The 16,695-nt window shown below is 62.2% G+C and carries 23 protein-coding genes and 1 pseudogene; 16 read left to right on the top strand and 8 right to left on the bottom strand.

Annotated features, from left to right (window positions below; all coding sequences use genetic code 11):
* Positions 1 to 64 precede the first annotated feature (64 nt).
* From APH44_RS16620 to APH44_RS30410, 14 genes are all read left to right on the top strand, one after another.
* A complete protein-coding gene (locus APH44_RS16620) occupies positions 65 to 490 on the top strand; it encodes a GPW/gp25 family protein (RefSeq protein ID WP_079381551.1) in 426 nt (141 codons plus the stop codon).
* Positions 487 to 1,605, top strand: coding sequence for a baseplate J/gp47 family protein (locus APH44_RS16615; protein ID WP_054893677.1), 1,119 nt, complete (start codon positions 487 to 489; stop codon positions 1,603 to 1,605). The genes APH44_RS16620 and APH44_RS16615 overlap by 4 nt, the downstream gene beginning before the upstream one ends.
* Before the next feature lie 49 nt (positions 1,606 to 1,654).
* On the top strand, positions 1,655 to 2,638 hold the full coding sequence (locus APH44_RS16610; protein WP_177342478.1) for a phage tail protein: 984 nt from the start codon (positions 1,655 to 1,657) through the stop codon (positions 2,636 to 2,638).
* On the top strand, positions 2,638 to 3,081 hold the full coding sequence (locus tag APH44_RS16605; protein ID WP_033965092.1) for a hypothetical protein: 444 nt from the start codon (positions 2,638 to 2,640) through the stop codon (positions 3,079 to 3,081). The genes APH44_RS16610 and APH44_RS16605 overlap by 1 nt, the downstream gene beginning before the upstream one ends.
* Before the next feature lie 12 nt (positions 3,082 to 3,093).
* Positions 3,094 to 4,023: a hypothetical protein gene (locus APH44_RS16600; RefSeq protein ID WP_052156563.1), complete on the top strand. Its 930-nt coding sequence runs from the start codon at positions 3,094 to 3,096 to the stop codon at positions 4,021 to 4,023.
* A 21-nt stretch (positions 4,024 to 4,044) separates the two neighbouring features.
* A complete protein-coding gene (locus tag APH44_RS16595; RefSeq protein WP_033965094.1) occupies positions 4,045 to 4,365 on the top strand; it encodes a hypothetical protein in 321 nt (106 codons plus the stop codon).
* A gap of 16 nt (positions 4,366 to 4,381) precedes the next feature.
* Positions 4,382 to 5,476 (top strand): hypothetical protein, encoded by a 1,095-nt coding sequence (locus APH44_RS16590; RefSeq protein ID WP_054893675.1) that lies wholly within the window; start codon positions 4,382 to 4,384, stop codon positions 5,474 to 5,476.
* A gap of 140 nt (positions 5,477 to 5,616) precedes the next feature.
* Positions 5,617 to 6,030, top strand: a complete 414-nt coding sequence (locus tag APH44_RS16585; RefSeq protein ID WP_054893674.1) for a four helix bundle protein — start codon at positions 5,617 to 5,619, stop codon at positions 6,028 to 6,030.
* Between the two features lie 292 nt (positions 6,031 to 6,322).
* Positions 6,323 to 7,369 carry a reverse transcriptase/maturase family protein gene (locus APH44_RS16580; RefSeq protein WP_218187341.1) on the top strand — a complete coding sequence of 349 codons (1,047 nt, stop codon included), beginning with the start codon at positions 6,323 to 6,325 and terminating at the stop codon, positions 7,367 to 7,369.
* Positions 7,370 to 7,569: 200 nt separating this feature from the next.
* Entirely contained in the window at positions 7,570 to 7,773 is a 204-nt protein-coding gene (locus APH44_RS29200) for a Com family DNA-binding transcriptional regulator (RefSeq protein WP_079381552.1), read from the top strand.
* Complete coding sequence (locus tag APH44_RS16575; protein ID WP_052156564.1) at positions 7,730 to 8,554, top strand: DNA adenine methylase; 825 nt, start codon at positions 7,730 to 7,732, stop codon at positions 8,552 to 8,554. Before APH44_RS29200 ends, APH44_RS16575 begins: the two co-directional genes overlap by 44 nt.
* 53 nt (positions 8,555 to 8,607) lie before the next feature.
* Positions 8,608 to 8,805, top strand: coding sequence for a hypothetical protein (locus tag APH44_RS16570; RefSeq protein WP_033965102.1), 198 nt, complete (start codon positions 8,608 to 8,610; stop codon positions 8,803 to 8,805).
* Positions 8,802 to 9,032, top strand: coding sequence for a hypothetical protein (locus tag APH44_RS30415; protein ID WP_054893673.1), 231 nt, complete (start codon positions 8,802 to 8,804; stop codon positions 9,030 to 9,032). The genes APH44_RS16570 and APH44_RS30415 overlap by 4 nt, the downstream gene beginning before the upstream one ends.
* A gap of 32 nt (positions 9,033 to 9,064) precedes the next feature.
* Positions 9,065 to 9,349, top strand: coding sequence for a hypothetical protein (locus APH44_RS30410; protein WP_054893672.1), 285 nt, complete (start codon positions 9,065 to 9,067; stop codon positions 9,347 to 9,349).
* A gap of 150 nt (positions 9,350 to 9,499) precedes the next feature.
* Here APH44_RS30410 and APH44_RS30705 read toward each other — a convergent pair.
* From APH44_RS30705 to APH44_RS16525, 8 genes and pseudogenes are all read right to left on the bottom strand, one after another.
* Positions 9,500 to 9,595, bottom strand: a pseudogene (locus tag APH44_RS30705) (biotin/lipoyl-binding protein); the annotation flags it as partial.
* Between the two features lie 172 nt (positions 9,596 to 9,767).
* On the bottom strand, positions 9,768 to 11,210 hold the full coding sequence (locus APH44_RS16555) for a TolC family protein (protein ID WP_371264432.1): 1,443 nt from the start codon (positions 11,208 to 11,210) through the stop codon (positions 9,768 to 9,770).
* 28 nt (positions 11,211 to 11,238) lie between these two features.
* Positions 11,239 to 12,453, bottom strand: coding sequence for an ABC transporter permease (locus tag APH44_RS16550; protein WP_054893670.1), 1,215 nt, complete (start codon positions 12,451 to 12,453; stop codon positions 11,239 to 11,241).
* Positions 12,446 to 13,147, bottom strand: coding sequence for an ABC transporter ATP-binding protein (locus tag APH44_RS16545; RefSeq protein ID WP_054893669.1), 702 nt, complete (start codon positions 13,145 to 13,147; stop codon positions 12,446 to 12,448). Before APH44_RS16545 ends, APH44_RS16550 begins: the two co-directional genes overlap by 8 nt.
* Before the next feature lie 71 nt (positions 13,148 to 13,218).
* The gene (locus APH44_RS16540; protein ID WP_054893668.1) at positions 13,219 to 13,989 is read right to left on the bottom strand and encodes a hypothetical protein; all 771 of its coding nucleotides are present in this window, start codon (positions 13,987 to 13,989) and stop codon (positions 13,219 to 13,221) included.
* Between the two features lie 93 nt (positions 13,990 to 14,082).
* Positions 14,083 to 14,547 (bottom strand): hypothetical protein, encoded by a 465-nt coding sequence (locus tag APH44_RS16535; protein ID WP_054893667.1) that lies wholly within the window; start codon positions 14,545 to 14,547, stop codon positions 14,083 to 14,085.
* A 313-nt stretch (positions 14,548 to 14,860) separates the two neighbouring features.
* Entirely contained in the window at positions 14,861 to 15,112 is a 252-nt protein-coding gene (locus APH44_RS16530) for a DUF3077 domain-containing protein (RefSeq protein WP_054893666.1), read from the bottom strand.
* Positions 15,113 to 15,139: 27 nt separating this feature from the next.
* The gene (locus tag APH44_RS16525; RefSeq protein ID WP_054893665.1) at positions 15,140 to 15,388 is read right to left on the bottom strand and encodes a hypothetical protein; all 249 of its coding nucleotides are present in this window, start codon (positions 15,386 to 15,388) and stop codon (positions 15,140 to 15,142) included.
* A gap of 534 nt (positions 15,389 to 15,922) precedes the next feature.
* Here APH44_RS16525 and APH44_RS16520 point away from each other — a divergent pair.
* Together APH44_RS16520 and APH44_RS29190 are read left to right on the top strand one after the other, a co-directional pair.
* Positions 15,923 to 16,129: a hypothetical protein gene (locus tag APH44_RS16520; protein ID WP_054893664.1), complete on the top strand. Its 207-nt coding sequence runs from the start codon at positions 15,923 to 15,925 to the stop codon at positions 16,127 to 16,129.
* Positions 16,130 to 16,169: 40 nt separating this feature from the next.
* A partial coding sequence (locus APH44_RS29190; RefSeq protein WP_256250261.1) for a ThiF family adenylyltransferase occupies positions 16,170 to 16,695 on the top strand: 526 nt, incomplete at its 3' end.

Raw genomic sequence — 16,695 nt, 5'->3', positions numbered from 1 at the left:
CAGGCCCGGCAGAAACTAAAGCCCTTTAATCGCGGCAAAGGGCTGCACTGGCGACCATACGGGCATGGTTGCCATCGTCCCTGCTACTTCTCGCCCTGCATTCTTCCAGCCCGCTCTGTCGGGCGCGACTGCGGGCCACCCTTCCGGCCTTGCGAGTGATCGCCTGGGCGAAGTCGTGACGGGCGTGGCCGACATCAATCAGTGCATCTACATCATCCTGACCACGCCGAAGGGGAGCGACCCGCATCGCCCCACCTTTGGCAGCGAGCTGCACCTCTACCTCGACTACCCCATCGACAGCGCCCGCCCGCACTTCGTGCGTGAAGTGGTGGATGCGCTGGCGATATGGGAGCCGCGCATCAAGGTGATGCGCGTGCCGGTCACGAAGGAAGGCGATGCGGGTCTGCTGGTCGGAGTCGAGTGGGTGTTTGCCGACAGCGTGGAAGCCGAGATGTTCTCCACGCGCGTGCCCATGAGGAAGGTGCTATGAGCCTGCTTGACCGACAACTGCCGGAGCCGGACTTCATCGAACGCGACCCTGCGAAGATCACGCGGGAGATGATCGCCACCTATGAGTCGCTCACTGGCAAGACGCTGTACCCGGCGCAGGTGGAACGCCTGCTGATCGACCTAATCGCGTACCGCGAGAGCCTGGTTCGCGAGGCGTTCCAGGACGGAGCAAAGCTCAACCTGGTGCGCTACAGCCGGGGCGTGATTCTGGACAACATCGGCGAGAACGTGGGCGTGGAGCGCGTTGCGGCGGTCGCTGCCAGCGTGAAGCTGCGCTTCACCTTCTCGCCCGCACCGAACACCGCCACCGTTCTGCCGCAGGGCACCGAGGTGGAGGGCGGCGGTGTGTCCTTCGCCACCGCGCAGGTCGTGAGCGTGGCCGCAGGCGCGGCGACGGTCGAAGTGCTGGCTACCTGCACCCAGGCGGGCGTGGTCGGCAATGGCTTCGTGCCTGGCCAGATCAAGACGTTGGTGGGAACGCCCTCGGGCCTGATCGTGGCCAGTGTCGAGAACATCACCACCTCGGAGGGCGGCGCGGACGAGGAAAGCGACGAGCGCCTGCGGGAGCGCATCGTGGCCGCCCCGGAGACATTCAGCGTTGCCGGTTCGGTGGAGGCGTACCGCTTCCATGCCATGTCGGCCCACCCGGACATCGTGGACGTGGCCGTCATATCGCACATCCCTGGCGACGTGACGCTGTATCCGCTGACCAGTTCCGGCCTGCCGGGCGAGGCCATCAAGGCGGCCGTGCTGGCGACGTGTAGCGGCGAAAAGGTGCGCCCGCTTAACGACCAGGTCATGGTCGCCGACCCGGTGCCGGTGGACTACGCCATCGACGTGCGCGTGGTACTGACCCGCACGGCCGACGCGGCACTAGCCCAGGCGCAGGTCGAGCAGGCAGCGCTGGACTTCCGCGACAACCGGGTGCAGTTCGGCGCATCCATCGTGCGCTCGCAGCTCATCGACGCGCTGCACGTCTATGGCGTGTATTCCGTCACGCCCGTGCAGCCTGCGGCCGACCTCGATCTGGAGAAATGGGAGTGGCCGCGCTGCACCAGCATCAAGGTCACGGTGACGGGAGTGGCGCATGGCTGACTTCGAGAAGCCCTCGCTGTTGCCGCCCGCGCTCGTGGTCGATCTTTCCATGAGGGCGCTAGAAGTGCTGATCGCGCGCTTGGTCGAACTCGACCTGGCTCCCACGCTTGTCTATGACTTCGAGCACGTCACCGAGTCGGCGCTGCCGCACCTGGGCGAGCAGTTTCACGTCATGGGCGCGGAGGGCTGGAGGCTGGCCACCACGCCGGAGCAACGGCGGGCGCTGCTGGCGCGCGCCGTGGCGCTGCACCGGCATAAGGGCACGCCCTGGAGCATCCGCGAGGCGCTCAAGGCGCTGGGCTTCAACGATCTGGAGATCGAGGAGCGCCTGCCGTCAAACCGCTATGACGGCGCGATCACGTTCAGCGGCGCGGAAGCCTACGCCGCCTATGGCTGGGCGCAGTTCCGTGTCATCGCCGACGCGGGCGACGAGCAGCCCATCACCTCGGCGCAGACCGCGCTCATCGTCGAGACCGTCAACGCCTGGAAACCGGCCCGCAGCCACCTGGTGGATGTGCGCTACCGCGCCAGCGAGACCGAGCGCGTGGACGTGGCCGAGGTCGAGCAGCACCAGGGCGTCATGACCCATGACGACCAGCACCGATGGGGAAAGCACTTTTATGACGGCGCACTGGCCTACGACCAGGGAGCCACCAACCTTTGGAACGGCGCGCTGCGCTTCAACGGCGTGGCCCTGCACAACGGCTTCTCGGCCACGGCAGAGGGTGCCCGCTACGAGGGCGAGCGCGAGGAAGAAATCCTGGAAGCCACGCTCGGCTTCTTCGACCAGCAGACACGCTGCCCGGTATTCGCGGGCGAGCTGGACTACAGCGGCATGGCTGACTTCGGGGCATCGGCTCCGGTGGCCGAGGACTTGCCCATGCCCATCACGTTGCGCCGCCACCGGCGCTTCGACGGCCGCCTGGCCTACAGCGCCCACCGTTTCGATGGTTCGGAGCGGTACGCCGGGCATTTCACCCACTTCGGCAACTCGGCGTACAGCGGCGACGTTGTCACCCTGTTGGAGGCGTAATGGAAATAAAGATCAAGGAAGGCGTTCCGCTGGCCGGGTACTTCCACGTTGACGTGTACCGCTCCGGTGTCCTGGTCGCGGTCATCGACGAGGAGAACCTCATCGTCAATGGTGCCAAGAACCAGCTCGCCCGCCTGATTGGCGGCGCAGGCACGAACCGGCACATCACGCAGATCGGCTTCGGCATCGGCCAGGCCGTTGCCGCGCCGGGCCAGACGGCGCTGACCTCGCCCTACATCAAGGCCATCGGCAGCGTGGAGTACCCGGCGACCGGCCAGGTGCGCTTCAACTGGAGCCTGTCCACCGCCGAGTTAAACGGAGTGGCCATCACCGAGTTCGGGCTGATCTGCGCGGACGGCACGTTGTTCTCGCGCAAGCAGCGCAAACCCATCGAGAAGGAGTCCGACCTGTCGCTGACCGGCTCCTGGACGATTCTTTTCTAAGGAGACCGATTCATGGCAAACGTAAGCGAAACCTCGACCTGGGAAGGCGGCATCTACCAGATCGAAACCTCTGACCCGGTGCTGGGCGGCCCCAATGGCATCGCCAACGTGCAGGCCAAGCAGCTCGCCAACCGAACCATATACCTGAAGGCGCGCGCCGACCAGGTCGATACGGCCAAGGGCGGCCATGCTGACCTGCCAGCGCGCCTGGCGGCTATCGAGGCCGCGACCGAGGCGCTTGGGCCGGATGCGCAGGATGCCTCGCTGGCAGCCATCAAGTTCGCTATCGACCAGGCGAATGTCGCCAACCAGGGCGTGCGCGCGCTGCATCAATTCGCGCAGCAGGAAGGCGTGCTGGAGATCAGCAACCGGGGCGTTGTCAGCGGCTGCACCGTGACGAAGTCCACCACGGCCGCGCGCAACCTGCACATCTCGACAGGTACCTGCTTTGCACAGGGCCGCAAGTTCGCGGTGGCGGACGGTAACAACGCTGCCTCGGTGCCCAGCAATACCGGCTCGGGTGCCGTGACGGTGTTCGCCTATCTGTTCCAGGATGCCAGCGGCCTGTGGCGGCTGGCCGTGACGTCCATTGGTCAGGCCGTGCCGGACGGGTGCATCCGCCTCTACAACCTCACCGTGCCCGCCGGTTCGACGGATGCCACTGATCCCAACCTGGCGGCCGTCACGCTCACGGACGTGCGCCGCGTCGAGGCCGGGTTTCCGATCTTGCTGGACAACCCTGCCTCGGCATCGCCGCAGCTCGCAGCGCTGCCGGATTCGGCCTACCACGTCACCTTCGACGTGCTCTCGGCCAGCGGTGCGCCCGCCGAGGCTAAGAGCCTGGTGGTGGCCAGCCGTGCCCGAAACGGTTTCACCGTGCGGCTTGCCTCCGCTGCCGACAACGTGGTGGCCCGCTGGCGGGTCAGCCGCCTCAACGCCTAAACCCCTGAAAGGAGATCATCCATGCCGCAAATCATCTTGAAGCAGTCGGGCCAGAACTCGGCCGACTTCTCCACTAACGGTGCCGTCATCACGGTCGCCGGTGTCGCCATCAACTGCGAGGCCCGCGAGGAGGACGTCACGCAGATCATCGAAATTCGCCAGCACGAAGGCGTTGCCCAGGAGGGCGGTGAAGGCGCGTTCCTGGCGCAGATCGAAATCCCCGCCCGCCGATACGTCGATGAGGAAGGCCCGCTCGGCGAGGACGAGCAGCCGACCATCGTGCGCAGCCCCGTGCCGTTCGACCCCAATCGCGTCGCGCTGACGCTGTGGCCCACCAACTGACCCAGGAGAACCCACTATGACCATCTTTATCAAAGACGACCTTCGCGCTTCGGTTGAAGCGGCCACTGGCGGCCTCGTCACCGTGCTCTACACTGCGGCCGGTCACCCGAGTTACATGAACGTCATCCCCAAGTTCAACCTCCAGGATATCGACGCATCGCTGGGCACTGGTGTGCATCCGGCCTTCATCGTCAACGGCGTGGAGAAAAGCGAACTGTTCATCGGTCAGCATATCGGCTGCGTCAAGGACAGCAACCTGCTGTCCTTCCCCGGCGCGGTGCCGCAGGTCAGCGCCAACTTCGACACCTTCAGGACGTGGGCAGCGAACAACGGCCCAGGCTGGCACATGATGACCAACGCGGAGTGGGCCGCCATCGCCCTCTGGTGCTGGAAGAACGGCACGATGCCGCGCGGCAACAACCAGTACGGCCGCGACATCGGCTCACCGTGGGAAACGGCTCGGCGTGTCGATGGGGGCAATATCGGCGAGGCTGTCGGGAACGGGCGTACTTACACTGGCTCCGGCCCGGCATCGTGGCGTCACAACGGCCAGGCCAACGGTATCGCTGACCTCAACGGCAACGTGTGGGAATGGACTGGTGGTTTTCGCCTCAACAACGGCGAAATCCAGGTATTGGCCAACAACGATGCCGCCGACAACACCAAAGACCAGAGCCGCACCTCGTCGCTCTGGAAGGCAATCAAGGCGTCGGATGGTTCGCTGGTTGCGCCGGGTACGGCGGGCACTTTGAAGTACGACGCTTCGGGTGCCAACGGCACGGGTGGCAATGTGCTGTCCGACACTGTGACCAACCGCTCCGGGAATGTGGACGAGGACGACTACGTGAACGGCACTAGCCAGGCGTTCGAGAGCATGGGCCTGAAGAACGGCCTGACGGTGCCTGCCATTGCCAAGGCGCTGTGCCTTTATCCGGCTGTGGCGGGCTTGGGTGCTGACAATTTCTGGATGCGCAACCACGGTGAACGTCTGCCTCTGGCTGGTGGCAACTCTGACGGTGGTGCTTCGGCTGGGGTGTTCGCGCGCCTTCTCAGCTATGCACGGGCTAGTGTGAACGGGGGCGTCGGCGCTCGCCCGGCCTATGTTCTTTGAAAGGGGGGTGCGGTAGCACCCACCAGCAGCGCAACAGCATGTGATGGGTCTCCCGGTCGCGTTAGCGACCGGGCGATTTTTTTTTAGGGGGTGATGCGATAAAATCGCCTGCGGGTTTTGATTGGGGAGGCGGGGCTGGAATGGCGATAGACAGGGAAGCACAACTGGTACGGAAATTCGTGGAGTTTTCCAAGCTCCTCAACGTGTACCTAAACCACTTTCCGCGCCACGAACGCTATGCCCTCTCGAACAGAATCCGCAACGCCGCCTATGACGTCTACGACTTGATCGTGGAAGGTCAGAAGCGGTACTACAAGAAGACGTCCCTCACGCAGCTTGATATCGCCCATGAGCAATTGCGGATGCAGTTGTTTCTGGCCTATGAAATGGGCTATTTCAAGTTCACGGACGGACGCACCGAAGGCAACGCGGCAGAAGTAGAAGCGAAGCGCTGGCAAGCGATAAGCAAGCTGGTGGATGAGCTGGGCCGCATGATCGGAGGTTGGATACGGCATGAGCTGGCCGAATCGAAAGAGGCAAGCCAGCAGAAATGACCAGTCCATTGTGGTTTAAGGGCGGCCTACGATCACGTCTGCCTCTGGCTGGTGGCAACTATAACAATGGTGCTTCGGCTGGGGTGTTCGCGCGCAATCTCAACAATGCACGAACTAATGTAAACAGTAGCGTCGGCGCTCGCCCGGACTGCGGCTTCTTCCTCAAACCTCGAATGGGGATAGTGGAGCCATAGGGATAGGTCGTCCTGCTTGCCCGCGCTGCGGGCGGCGAACTCGTAGTCACTCCGCGCTTTTTGGTAGGGGCATCCCGAAGACCAGCGCGGAGTTTTTTTTGGATGGAGGGGCAATGAAACGGCACGGGAACCTGTTCGAGCAGACATTCACCCGCGAGGCACTGTTCGATGCCTACGTCGAGGCCAGGCGCGGCAAGCGCCTGCGCAAAGCCTGCTTCTGGTTCGACATCCGCGCCGGGGCCGTGCTCGATTGGCTGCACCGCCGTCTGCATGATGGCAGCTACGAGGTTCGCGGCTACAAGCGGTTCCTGGTGCATGAACCCAAGACCCGCGAAATCTGCGCCCCGTGGTTCGGCGACATCGTGGTGCAGCACGCCATCTATGCTGTCATCCGCCCGATCTTCGAGCGCACGTTCATCGACCAGTCCTACGCCTGCCGGATTGGCAAAGGCACGCATAAGGCTTCCGAGTACGCGATGGAGGCGCTGCGGAAAAGCCGCCCCGACAGCTACACCCTCAAGCTCGACATCAGGAAATTCTTTTACCGCATCGACCGGGGCATCCTGCGCCAGCTCATCGAGCGCAAGATCAAAGATCGGCGGATGGTGGACATCATGATGAAGTTCGCCGAGTTGCCGGAGCCGCTGGGCATCCCTATCGGCAACCTGCTTTCACAGGTCTATGCGCTGGTCTATCTCAACGCCCTCGACCACTTCGTGAAGCGCGAGCTGAAGGTGAAGCTCTACTGCCGCTACGTGGATGACTTCATCCTGTTCGACCTCGACCGGGAACAGTGCCTGGAATACAAGGCGCGCATCGAAGCGTTCCTGCACGATGAGCTGCACCTGGAGCTGTCGAAGTGGACGATGGCCAAGACCCAGCGCGGGGTGAACTTTGTGGGCTACCGCACCTGGCGGCGGGCCAAGTTCATCCGCAAATACAGCCTGTTCAAGTTCCGGCGGGCGGCCAAGAGGGGGAAGGCGGACAGCGTCATATCGCTGCTGGGCCATGCCAAGCATTCGCACTCGCTGGGGTTCATGTGGCGCACCATCCGCGAGGTCAATCCCGACCTGGTGCGCAAGCTGCCGCCGAAGATGAGGCGTTTCTATCCAGTCAGGCCGCCCTTGCCGACAAAGCAAAACTAAAACGCTTGAATGGCGGCGGGTGGGGAAAAGCCGGATGCTACCGGCTGAAAAAGACGGGCGACCCCACCCGGTGCTGGAACACCGGACGGAACCCCAATCAAGCAGCACAAGCCTGCAAGACCGGCTAAGGCCCGCCACCCGGTACCAGGCGGTTCTAGCCTATCAGAATCTGCAAATGATTTGCAGAAAAGGCTTGTTCCATGACAGAAATTCGCTGTGCTGCTTGCTCCCGCAAGTTGGGAGAGGGGGTGTTCACCCGCCTTGTAATTAAGTGCCCGCGTTGCCGGGCGCTCAACGTCTTGAAGGCCGAGAGCCTCCCACCAGAACGCCGTCGAGCGTCCAGTATTGAAAGGATGCCCGATGGAAGGCTCCAAGAAAGCGAGGGCGCAGGCCCACTTCGATGACGTCCAGGCGGTGCCGCTTGTCCCCTGGGTGGGCGGCAAGCGCCGCCTGGCTCCGCATATTCTCCCGCTCCTGCCGGAGCACACCTGCTACGTCGAGCCGTTCGCGGGTGCGGCTGGCCTGTTCTTCTCCAAGCCGCCCAGCAAGGTCGAGGTGCTCAACGATGTGAATGGCGACCTGGTGTGCTTGTATCGCGTGGTGCAGCACCACCTGGATGAGTTCATGCGGCAGTTCCGCTGGTCGCTCACCAGCCGCCAGATGTACGCCTGGCTCCGGGAGACGAAGCCAGACACCCTCACGGACATCCAGCGGGCGGCGCGCTTCTTCTACCTCCAGAAGCTGGCCTTCGGTGGCAAGGTGGACGGCCAGACCTACGGTACGTCCACCACAGCCCCGATGCGCCTCAATCTGCTGCGCCTGGAGGAAGACTTGAGCGCGGCGCACCTGCGGCTGCACCAGGTCAACATCGAGAACCTTGACTGGCACGCCTGCATCACGCGCTATGACCGCGAGCACACCCTGTTCTTCTGCGACCCGCCGTACTACGGCACCGAAGGCTACGGCGTCGAGTTCGGCCTGGAGCAGTACGACCGCATGGCCGAGCTGCTGCGCACGATGAAGGGCAAGGCGGCCGTCACCGTGAACGACATCCCGGCCATGCGCCAGGCGTTCAAGGGGCTGACGATGAAAAGCCTGGCCATCCGCTACACGCTGGGCAAGTCCGGGGCTGGGCGGCAGGAGCGCGGCGAACTGCTGGTGATGAATTACAAGCCAGGCGGTTGACTGTTCGGCCAGGTAGAGCGGTACTGGTGCCATCGCAACGCAAGGAGAACCACATGGCCATGCCAACCCTTTCACCCGCCGCCCAGGAGCATCTCCTGGCCATCGCCGCCACCACGCTGGGCCTGGAAACCCTGGAAACGAGGAACTCGGACAGCCAGGACTTCCACGACCTGGCGGTCTGGTCGGTCAAGGCTGCCCTGGAAGCTGCCTACCTGGCAGGAATGGTTGACCACCACCGGAGGGCTGCATGATGACACCCATCGAACAGAGCCTGACCGACTACCTTGGCGGCTACACCCGCAACAACCCAGCCAACCGGGCGCACATCGTCAACTACCAGGACTGGCAACACATGGCCAGGATGGAACTCGACCGCCGCGCCGCAAGCCTGCTGTCGGTGCTGCCGGACGAGGAACTCCGCGCCATCGCCGAGGGCCAGGTCAGCCTGCCCGAGCTGGTCAAGAACCTGCCCACCTGACCCGCAGCTCCCTGGAACGAAGAAGGCCGCCCATGAGGCGGCCTTCTCGTTTGTGCGCGGCGTGCGCTTCTGCAATTCGCTTTCAACCTTTGACGCTTCACTGGCGGGGCGTTTATCGCAGCCCCGAGGCCGCAGTTATCGCGGCGCGCTTCACCGTGGCCGTGCGCAAGTGTTGTAAGCAGATCCTCGTTGGCGGCGGTCAGGTCCTGGCGCTGGGTGTTCACCTGCTGAGCCAGGCTTTCGACCTCCATTCGCGCGACGATGCCGCGCTCGAACAGCGCCTGGGTATCGCGCAGGCTATTCTCGCTGCGGGATAGGTTCTGGTTCGCGGCCGCCACTGCGCGCCGTGCGCGGGCGACTTCCGGGCTGGAGCTCCAACGTTCCAGGCGTTGCGCCTCTCGACGGGCCTTGAGCAGCTCAGCCTGTGCCTGGCGCAATTGCACTTGCAGCTGCGCAGGGTCCAGCGTCACCAGCACCTGGTCTTTCTCGACGTGCTGGCCCTCCTGTACGCGCACGTCGGCGATCAGCCCATCGAAAGGTGCAGCGAGGGTGATGTGGTCCATTGACTGCAGGTGGCCTACCAGGCCCAGGCGATTTTCCAGCAGGCGCGGTGCTACCTGCACCCACTGCGCTTGCGGGGAAGCGCCCGGCTGCTCATCCGCATCGCCGTAGCAGCCCGGCAGATTGGCGAGGGCCAGCACCAGTAGCGCGCGGCCGCCAGTGATCGAGCAAAACCTAGTCATTCAGTGCAATGTCCCAACTGTCCAGCGTGGTGCCCAGGGTCTGGTCCAGTTCGGCCTGGGCGTTCATGTAGCTGATGAGCGCACCCAGGCGCGTATTCTGCGCCGTGCGCAGGTCGTTCTCGAAACTCAGAACCTGGAAGTTGCTCGATCGGCCGACGGTGAGTTTTTCTCGTTCGATCGCTAGTTTGCGTTGCGACAATTCCTGCGCGCGCAGGGCAATCTGGTACTGGCGCCAGCGCACGCCGATGTCACGCACGGCATTGGTCACGTCCCGCTGGAGTTGCTGACGTGCTTCCTGCAACCGGACTTCCTGGGTTTCCACCCCGACACGCGCATGTACTTCAGCCTGACGGGTACTCAGGTCACCGATCGGAATTTCCACTTGAACACCCACATAATTCTCCCAACTGCGCGCGCTGCCGTTGAGGTTGTTGCGTTCACGTACCTGGGCGCCACCACCGACCAGAGAGACGTCCCACAGGCGCTCGTTACGCGCCACCGTCAGGTTGATCGTTGCTTGCTCGCCGGCAATCAGTTCGATGAGGTAGGTCGGTTGCAGGGCCTGAGCCTGTTGAAGGGCCAAGGAGGTGTCGACATCGATCGCGTCTGCCTGGACCGTGTCGCTGGCGACGATGGGGGTATCGAGATCCAGCGCCAGCATCTGCAACAGAACCAGGCGCGCGGCTTGCCGTTGATTGCGGGCGTCTTCCAGTCCGAGCTCCTGGGTGGCGACTTCGGCCTCGGTCTGGACTATCTCGAAGGCTGCCATGCGACCGGCAGCGATCATTGCCTGGTTCACCTCGAGCAATTGATTGGCCCGCTGCAGCGCGTCGCGGGCAATCTGCAACTGCTCCTGGGTCTGCAGCAGAGTGTGATAACCGATGATGATTCGGGTGATGGTCTGCGCCACGGTGTCTTTCAACGCCAGCCGGTTGACCTGCTCGCCCAGGCGGGCCAGTTGCACCGGTGCCGTGGCGACATCCCTGCCGGCACCGCGCAGCAGCGGCTGGATGACCGTGATGTTGGCGCCGTCGTTACGGGTCAGCCCGGCCAGATCGGCCTCGGTGTGACGATAGGTCCAGCCCAGGCTCAGGCGGGTGCCGTAAGGAGTCAGCAGGGTCGTAGTGGGTGTGATATCCCCTTGGCGATAGCGGTCGGCCTGGTTGTGATTGGACAGGTAGTTGCCGCGGATGAGCAGCTTGGGGCTGAAACGATCCTCGGCCACCCGCAGGTCGAACTTCTGAGCAATTCGATCCAGATAGGCGCTGCGGATCCCGCGGTTGTCGCGCAGACCGAGGTAGATCGCGTCGCTTAGGCTCAAATCAATGCGCTGTGCCTTCAGCGAGAGGCTGGAAACGGCTGGCGAAGGTGCGCTCGACCGGGTCGCCTGGGAAGGCGCGAGCGCCAGGCTGGCCAGGGCAGGCCCGGTGCTCATGATCAGCAGTAGCAAGGCCAGGCAGCGCTCAATCATCGCGCAATGCCTGTACCGGTTGCAGGCGGGCGGCAGACAGCGCCGGGCTCAAGCCGAAGAACAGCCCGGTGAGGACTGCGCCTCCGATGCCAAGTGGCAACGACAGGGGGGCGAGGCTGAAGTCGGCCCAGCCAGACAGCAAAGTAAACAGCCACCCCGCGCCCACGCCCAGCACTGCACCGCAAGCTGCGCCGGTCACGGCCAGTACCACCGCTTCGAGGAGAAACAGCCAGGCGATATCTTGCGGGCGGGCGCCTAGTGCCATGCGCACGCCGATCTCGCGGCGGCGTTCGGAGACGTTCATCAGCATCACGTTCATCACCCCGACACCGCCCACCAGCAGGGCAATGCCGCCCAGCCCTGCCAGCAGCCAGGAGAACAGCCGCGACTGCTGGGCGATACCGGCGAGCAACTGCTGGGGAGCCTGGACATCGATCGTGCGACCGGGCAGTGCGGTCTGCAACCGCGCCTGCAGGCGAGGGGCGACGGCAAGTGGGTCGGCACCGTCGGCAGTGCGCGCCAGAACGGTACCCACCTGAGGTGCGCTGACCAGCCGTCGCATACCTTCGAGCGGGATCAGCAAGCTGTCGTCGATCGACAGCGGCAGCAGTGGGTTTTGTCCGATGCCGTGCAATACGCCGATCACCTGGAACACGTAGCCTGCGATCTGTAGCTGTGCGCCAGGCATGACCGGCATGCCCTGTACGGCCAGATCGGCGGCAAGGCGCTCGCCCAGTACCGCATGGGTGCTACGGCTGTCGTAAGGGCTGATGAAACGCCCCTCTATCAATCTCAGGTCGAGTACTTCGGCCAGTTGCGGATCTACCCCGGCTAGCAGCGCGTCGTGTGTTCGTCCGTGCAGACTCACGCGTACCGACGACAGGCTCAGCGGACTGATTGCACGCAGTCCCGGCACGGCTTCGCGCACGGCTTGGGCGTCGAAGGGCTGCGTTGCCTGTGCCGACAAGTGGGCGCCTGCAGGCCATTGCACGTCGGCGACCAGCAGGTCACTGCCCATGCCCTTGAACACCGCCATCGCCTGGCGCTGGGCGTTGTGCCCAATGTTCAGCAGCGCAACCACGGCTGCGCAGCCGACTGCGATACCGAGCAACGCCAGAATGGCCCGGCGTCCCAGGCGCTGGAGGCTATCGAATGGTTCAGAAAGGCGCTGAGCGAGGGATGGGCCGTAGGCTCGCGTGCTAACCATGCACGACCTCGCATATGCAGCCCTCGACAACCTGCAGGCAGCGTTGCAGACGACGGGCAATCCCCAGGTCATGGGTGACGATGATCAGGGTGACGCCCTGCTCACGGTTGAGAGCCAGCAGCAGTTCGATGATGTCTTGTGCAGTCTGGTCATCGAGGTTGCCGGTGGGCTCGTCGGCGAGCAGCAGTTGTGGCTCACCGACGAGGGCGCGGGCAATGGCCACTCGCTGGCGTTGGCCCCCGGAGAGCTCTGCCGGGCGGTGGTGCAGCCGTTCGCCGAGGCCTACCCGCAGCAACTGCTGGCGCGCCGCCGCCCGTGCCGAGTTGCGTGGCTCGCCACGGTAAAGCAGCGGCAAGGCGACATTGTCGAGGGCATCCAGACGCGGCAGCAGGTTGAAGCCCTGAAAAACGAAGCCGATGTGCTGGTTGCGCATCACTGCGCGGGCGCCATCGGTTGCCAGGGTCATGTCGCGGCCTGCCAGGTGGAGGTGTCCTTGGGTGGGCTGGTCGAGCAGACCGATCAGGCTGAGCAAGGTGCTCTTGCCCGAGCCCGAGGCGCCAACGATGGCGCAACTTTGGCCGGCCTCGACCGACAACGAGACATCACGCAGCACGGGCCGCGCGGCGCTATGGGAGCTGTACGCATGCGTCACGCCTTGCAGGCGAATCAGCGTCTGGTTGGGTGACTCAGGCATCCATTGCCCACGATCCTTGGGAATCTGTCCAGGTACCCCACTCAACACGATGGGCACCTGGTCGAATAAATTCAGGTGTCTTGCGTTGCTGTCTTGTCGGTGTATTCAAGGCGTTTTGCCAAGACCAGATCGAGCAGCGATTGCAGTTGATCCTTGCTGTGCGATTGTTCTTTTTCGGGGTACTGGATGAGTTTGTTCAAATCGTGTTCGTAGTTGTCGGGAAGCTGGGCTTCCATGATCGGCGGCAGGCCCTTGTAATAATCCAGGATGCCTTGAAGGGTTTTAGGTGACATGTGCCCGTCGCGGTTGTACTCGTCCATCAACTTCTGCGAAACCGCCCTGGACCAAGCCTCTTCTTGTGCACCGGTCTCCACCAGCGCTGCGCGCCGTTCGTTGACTGTAAATGCACCGCTGTCGTCATGCACGATTAGAGAAAGTTGTTCCATGGACATGCCCGCGAACGGGTTGGAACCTTTGTTGTTCAGGAAGGCGGTTGCCTGACGTGCTTGCTCGAGGCGCTGTGGGGCGTCCGAAGCGGGCGTTTCGGCATCGCGTTCGACCTTGGACTGCTCGAACGCCGGGCTGTGAATAGCGCGGGTTACCTGCTCGGCGATGGCTTTCAGGCCGCTACGGTCAGTGCTGGCGTCGCGCTTTGCCGCCCGTGCTGCTGCGTCGCTGAGCAACTGCGCCAGTGGCGAGATGCTGGCGTTATCCGAATTGCCCGTTTTCTGGGGCGCCGCGACCGAGGCCGTGGCGTCAGGCTTTTCATCTGGCTTGCCAGTGCCTTGAGTTGCGTTGAGGGTTTTTACCTGTGACGCCGGCAGGCTGTTGACACCATCCATGATCGTCTCCGTATCTCTCTGGGCAGCGGGGATGCTGCGTCTACTTTGGACCCGTTCTGCCCCGGATCGCTCCGGGGCAGAACGTTCAGCGACTTACTTGATCGTGAATTCGACGTTCCACGAATAGTTCGACAGGCTGGTCGAGGTGATGGTTGCGGTGCAGCGAGCGCCGCCGCTGGCATCGGCATCCTTGGTCCATTTCGGGATCTTGGTGATGGTGCCACCCAGCCCGCCCGGGGCAATCGTGTTGACGAACGAGGTACGGAACACGCAGGACTTGCCGCCGATGGCGTAGCGCACGAAGGCGGTGGTGATGTCTGGGCTCAGGGGGCCGGTCACGACGAAGGTGAAGGCCTGGTTCGGCAGGATCGAATCCTTGGGCTTGGGCGTTGCGCTGGCGTTGGTCAGGGCTTCGTTGTTGCCGATCATCGAGTACTTGGCTTCGGCAGTGCCCAGATTCTTAACGGTGATCTGCACGGGAGGGCCTGCATGCGCTGCACCGGCAGCGAACAGGGAGGTAACGGCCAGGGCCGCGAAGATCCGTTTCTTGAATTGCATAGCGTATTTTCCATGTGTTGACATTTTCGTATGTCGCACGACGGACAACAGTCCGCCTTGCCCGGTCTGCAGCGTTACGGCAGCTGCATGTCCTTTCCGGTCACTTTGCATCGGTGCCTTCCATGGGTTAGCTCGACTTACGCAAAGTCCAGCTAAATAAATCCTTCCAGTTGAGGCAGTTAACGGCACAGGGAGGGAATACTTTAGTGACGGATTCTTGCGCGGCCTGAGACTTCAGCTCATTGAAGCGTGCTCGTGCAGCATTTGCCTGGGCCTCGATGCCGAGGCGGTATCGAGGCTTGGTCGTGAGGTTTCAGACGCCAGCGTTGCGGCTGACTTCAAGATCATTCAACAACGCCTTGGCCAGGGCGCTGAGGTAGTGCAGGGCGGTGATTGCCGCAGGGTTTGCCTCCCCTGTGAACTGATCGCTCAGATCACGTGTACAGCCCACCAGCACTGAGATTTCTTCGATGGCGCGCTCATAGGGGACACCGGGCTGTACGCGAAACATCTCGAGAAAGGTGGCAACACCTGCGGTGGTGCGACCGGATTGGTTACCGCTCATGTTCATCACTCCTTGACGGGCTCAGGGTCACATCCGGTTCAACGCATGTTCGATCAGCGCGCGAGCCGTTTCGGCGGAGTGCGCGGCGTTCGACAGCATGTGCAGGCCGGGTACACCGGCATAGGTGCGGCAGTGTTCGTCGATGGTTTCGGCGACACCGCGCAACAGCTCGCTGGCGTGGGCCAGGGCGTCGGGAGGGGTCATGTCGGTGTGGATGGAGAAGTAGGGGTTGTTGATGAGCTTGAGGCGGGGTGGGTCGGGGACGAGTTTCTTCATGGTTCAACTCCTGGACGACATCTGGAGCTGCCACCAGAACCCTTCTCACGGATTAGGGTGGCAGCCGTGCACGAGGTGAGAAGTCCGTGGTCCAGGGACACGGCCAGGTCGAAACCTGCTCGCGCACGGCTACCATGACGGGAAGCCATTCCTGAAACACTTGGGCTTCTCACACCCAGTCGCCAATGTGGGCGACCCAGCGAAGTTATCCCTGAGGCATTTCCCTGACAATTAAGAGGCTTCCGCAAAGCGCGTAGGATACTTCCTAAGATGCTTTGATAAATAGTTTATTTAGGAGTTTTGGGATTTTTCGTACATGCGGTTTCTTCAAATCTCTGATGTTTTAAGAAGACGGAGCTTGCTAGTGGCCCTTCTAGGGCTCAACAACTCCTTGGTTGCTAAGCTTTGATCTCGTATTTACCGATTCTACTTTCATGGAATTTAATTTTGTTCTTGACGCGGGCGGTGTTGTTGGGGCCAAATCTTAAACGCGAACGCTACTCGTTCGTGAAAATTAGACTAAGGAAGGTTCATATGAAGAAAATGCTTGGCGTAGCTTCTGTAGTGTTGATGGCATCGCCGGTTACTTTTGCGTCAGTTCCTGTGCCGGCGAGTGCGGATGCCCCTCTGACAACTAAGGAGCAAGAGGTCGATAAGCAGAATTTGATGGTGGCTTCCATTTTTGATCCGAACTGTAGTGATTACACTTATTCAAGCTTGATCTCCCACTGCTATAACTAAGGATGGTGGCCAGAGGCTTATCGCCTCTGGTCCAAATTATATGGATGATTTAGTACTCTACCGCAGTGGTGCTCCCATAGGGATAATCGCACCTTCCATGTTATTTGCTAGAAGTCGGCATGGTATTTTTTTTAACGGTCCTCACGGGATAGGTTTACTGAGAACCGAAGATGAGCCGGGGTTGCAGGATGCGCTTTCCTCCAGTGGTTCACTTGTCCCCGGCACTCCTGAAGAAATCACGAAGATCCAAGCATTACTGGGAGATCCTATTACCAGCCGAACGGCTAGCTATCTTCTTTGTGGCGCTCGGTGTTGCGCGGATGTTATCCAAGATCTCGATGACCTCGCGTGCTCAACGGTGGTGATCGCGGGTTGTGGGGGGATTGGTAGTGCTGTGGCACTGCTGCTAGCAGGTAGTGGCATCAAAAAATTTCGGCTCATAGATCCTGATGTCATAGAGAAAAGTAACCTTAATCGGCAACTGTTCTGGACCTTGCAGGATCTAGGAAGGTTCAAGGCTGAGACATTGGCGAAGGTCTTGAAGGCCCGTTTCGAAGGGCTTGCTC

The sequence above is a fragment of the Pseudomonas sp. NBRC 111143 genome (assembly GCF_001320965.1).
GTDB classification, from domain to species: domain Bacteria; phylum Pseudomonadota; class Gammaproteobacteria; order Pseudomonadales; family Pseudomonadaceae; genus Aquipseudomonas; species Aquipseudomonas machongensis.
This window is presented reverse-complemented; position numbering and strand designations above follow the sequence as displayed.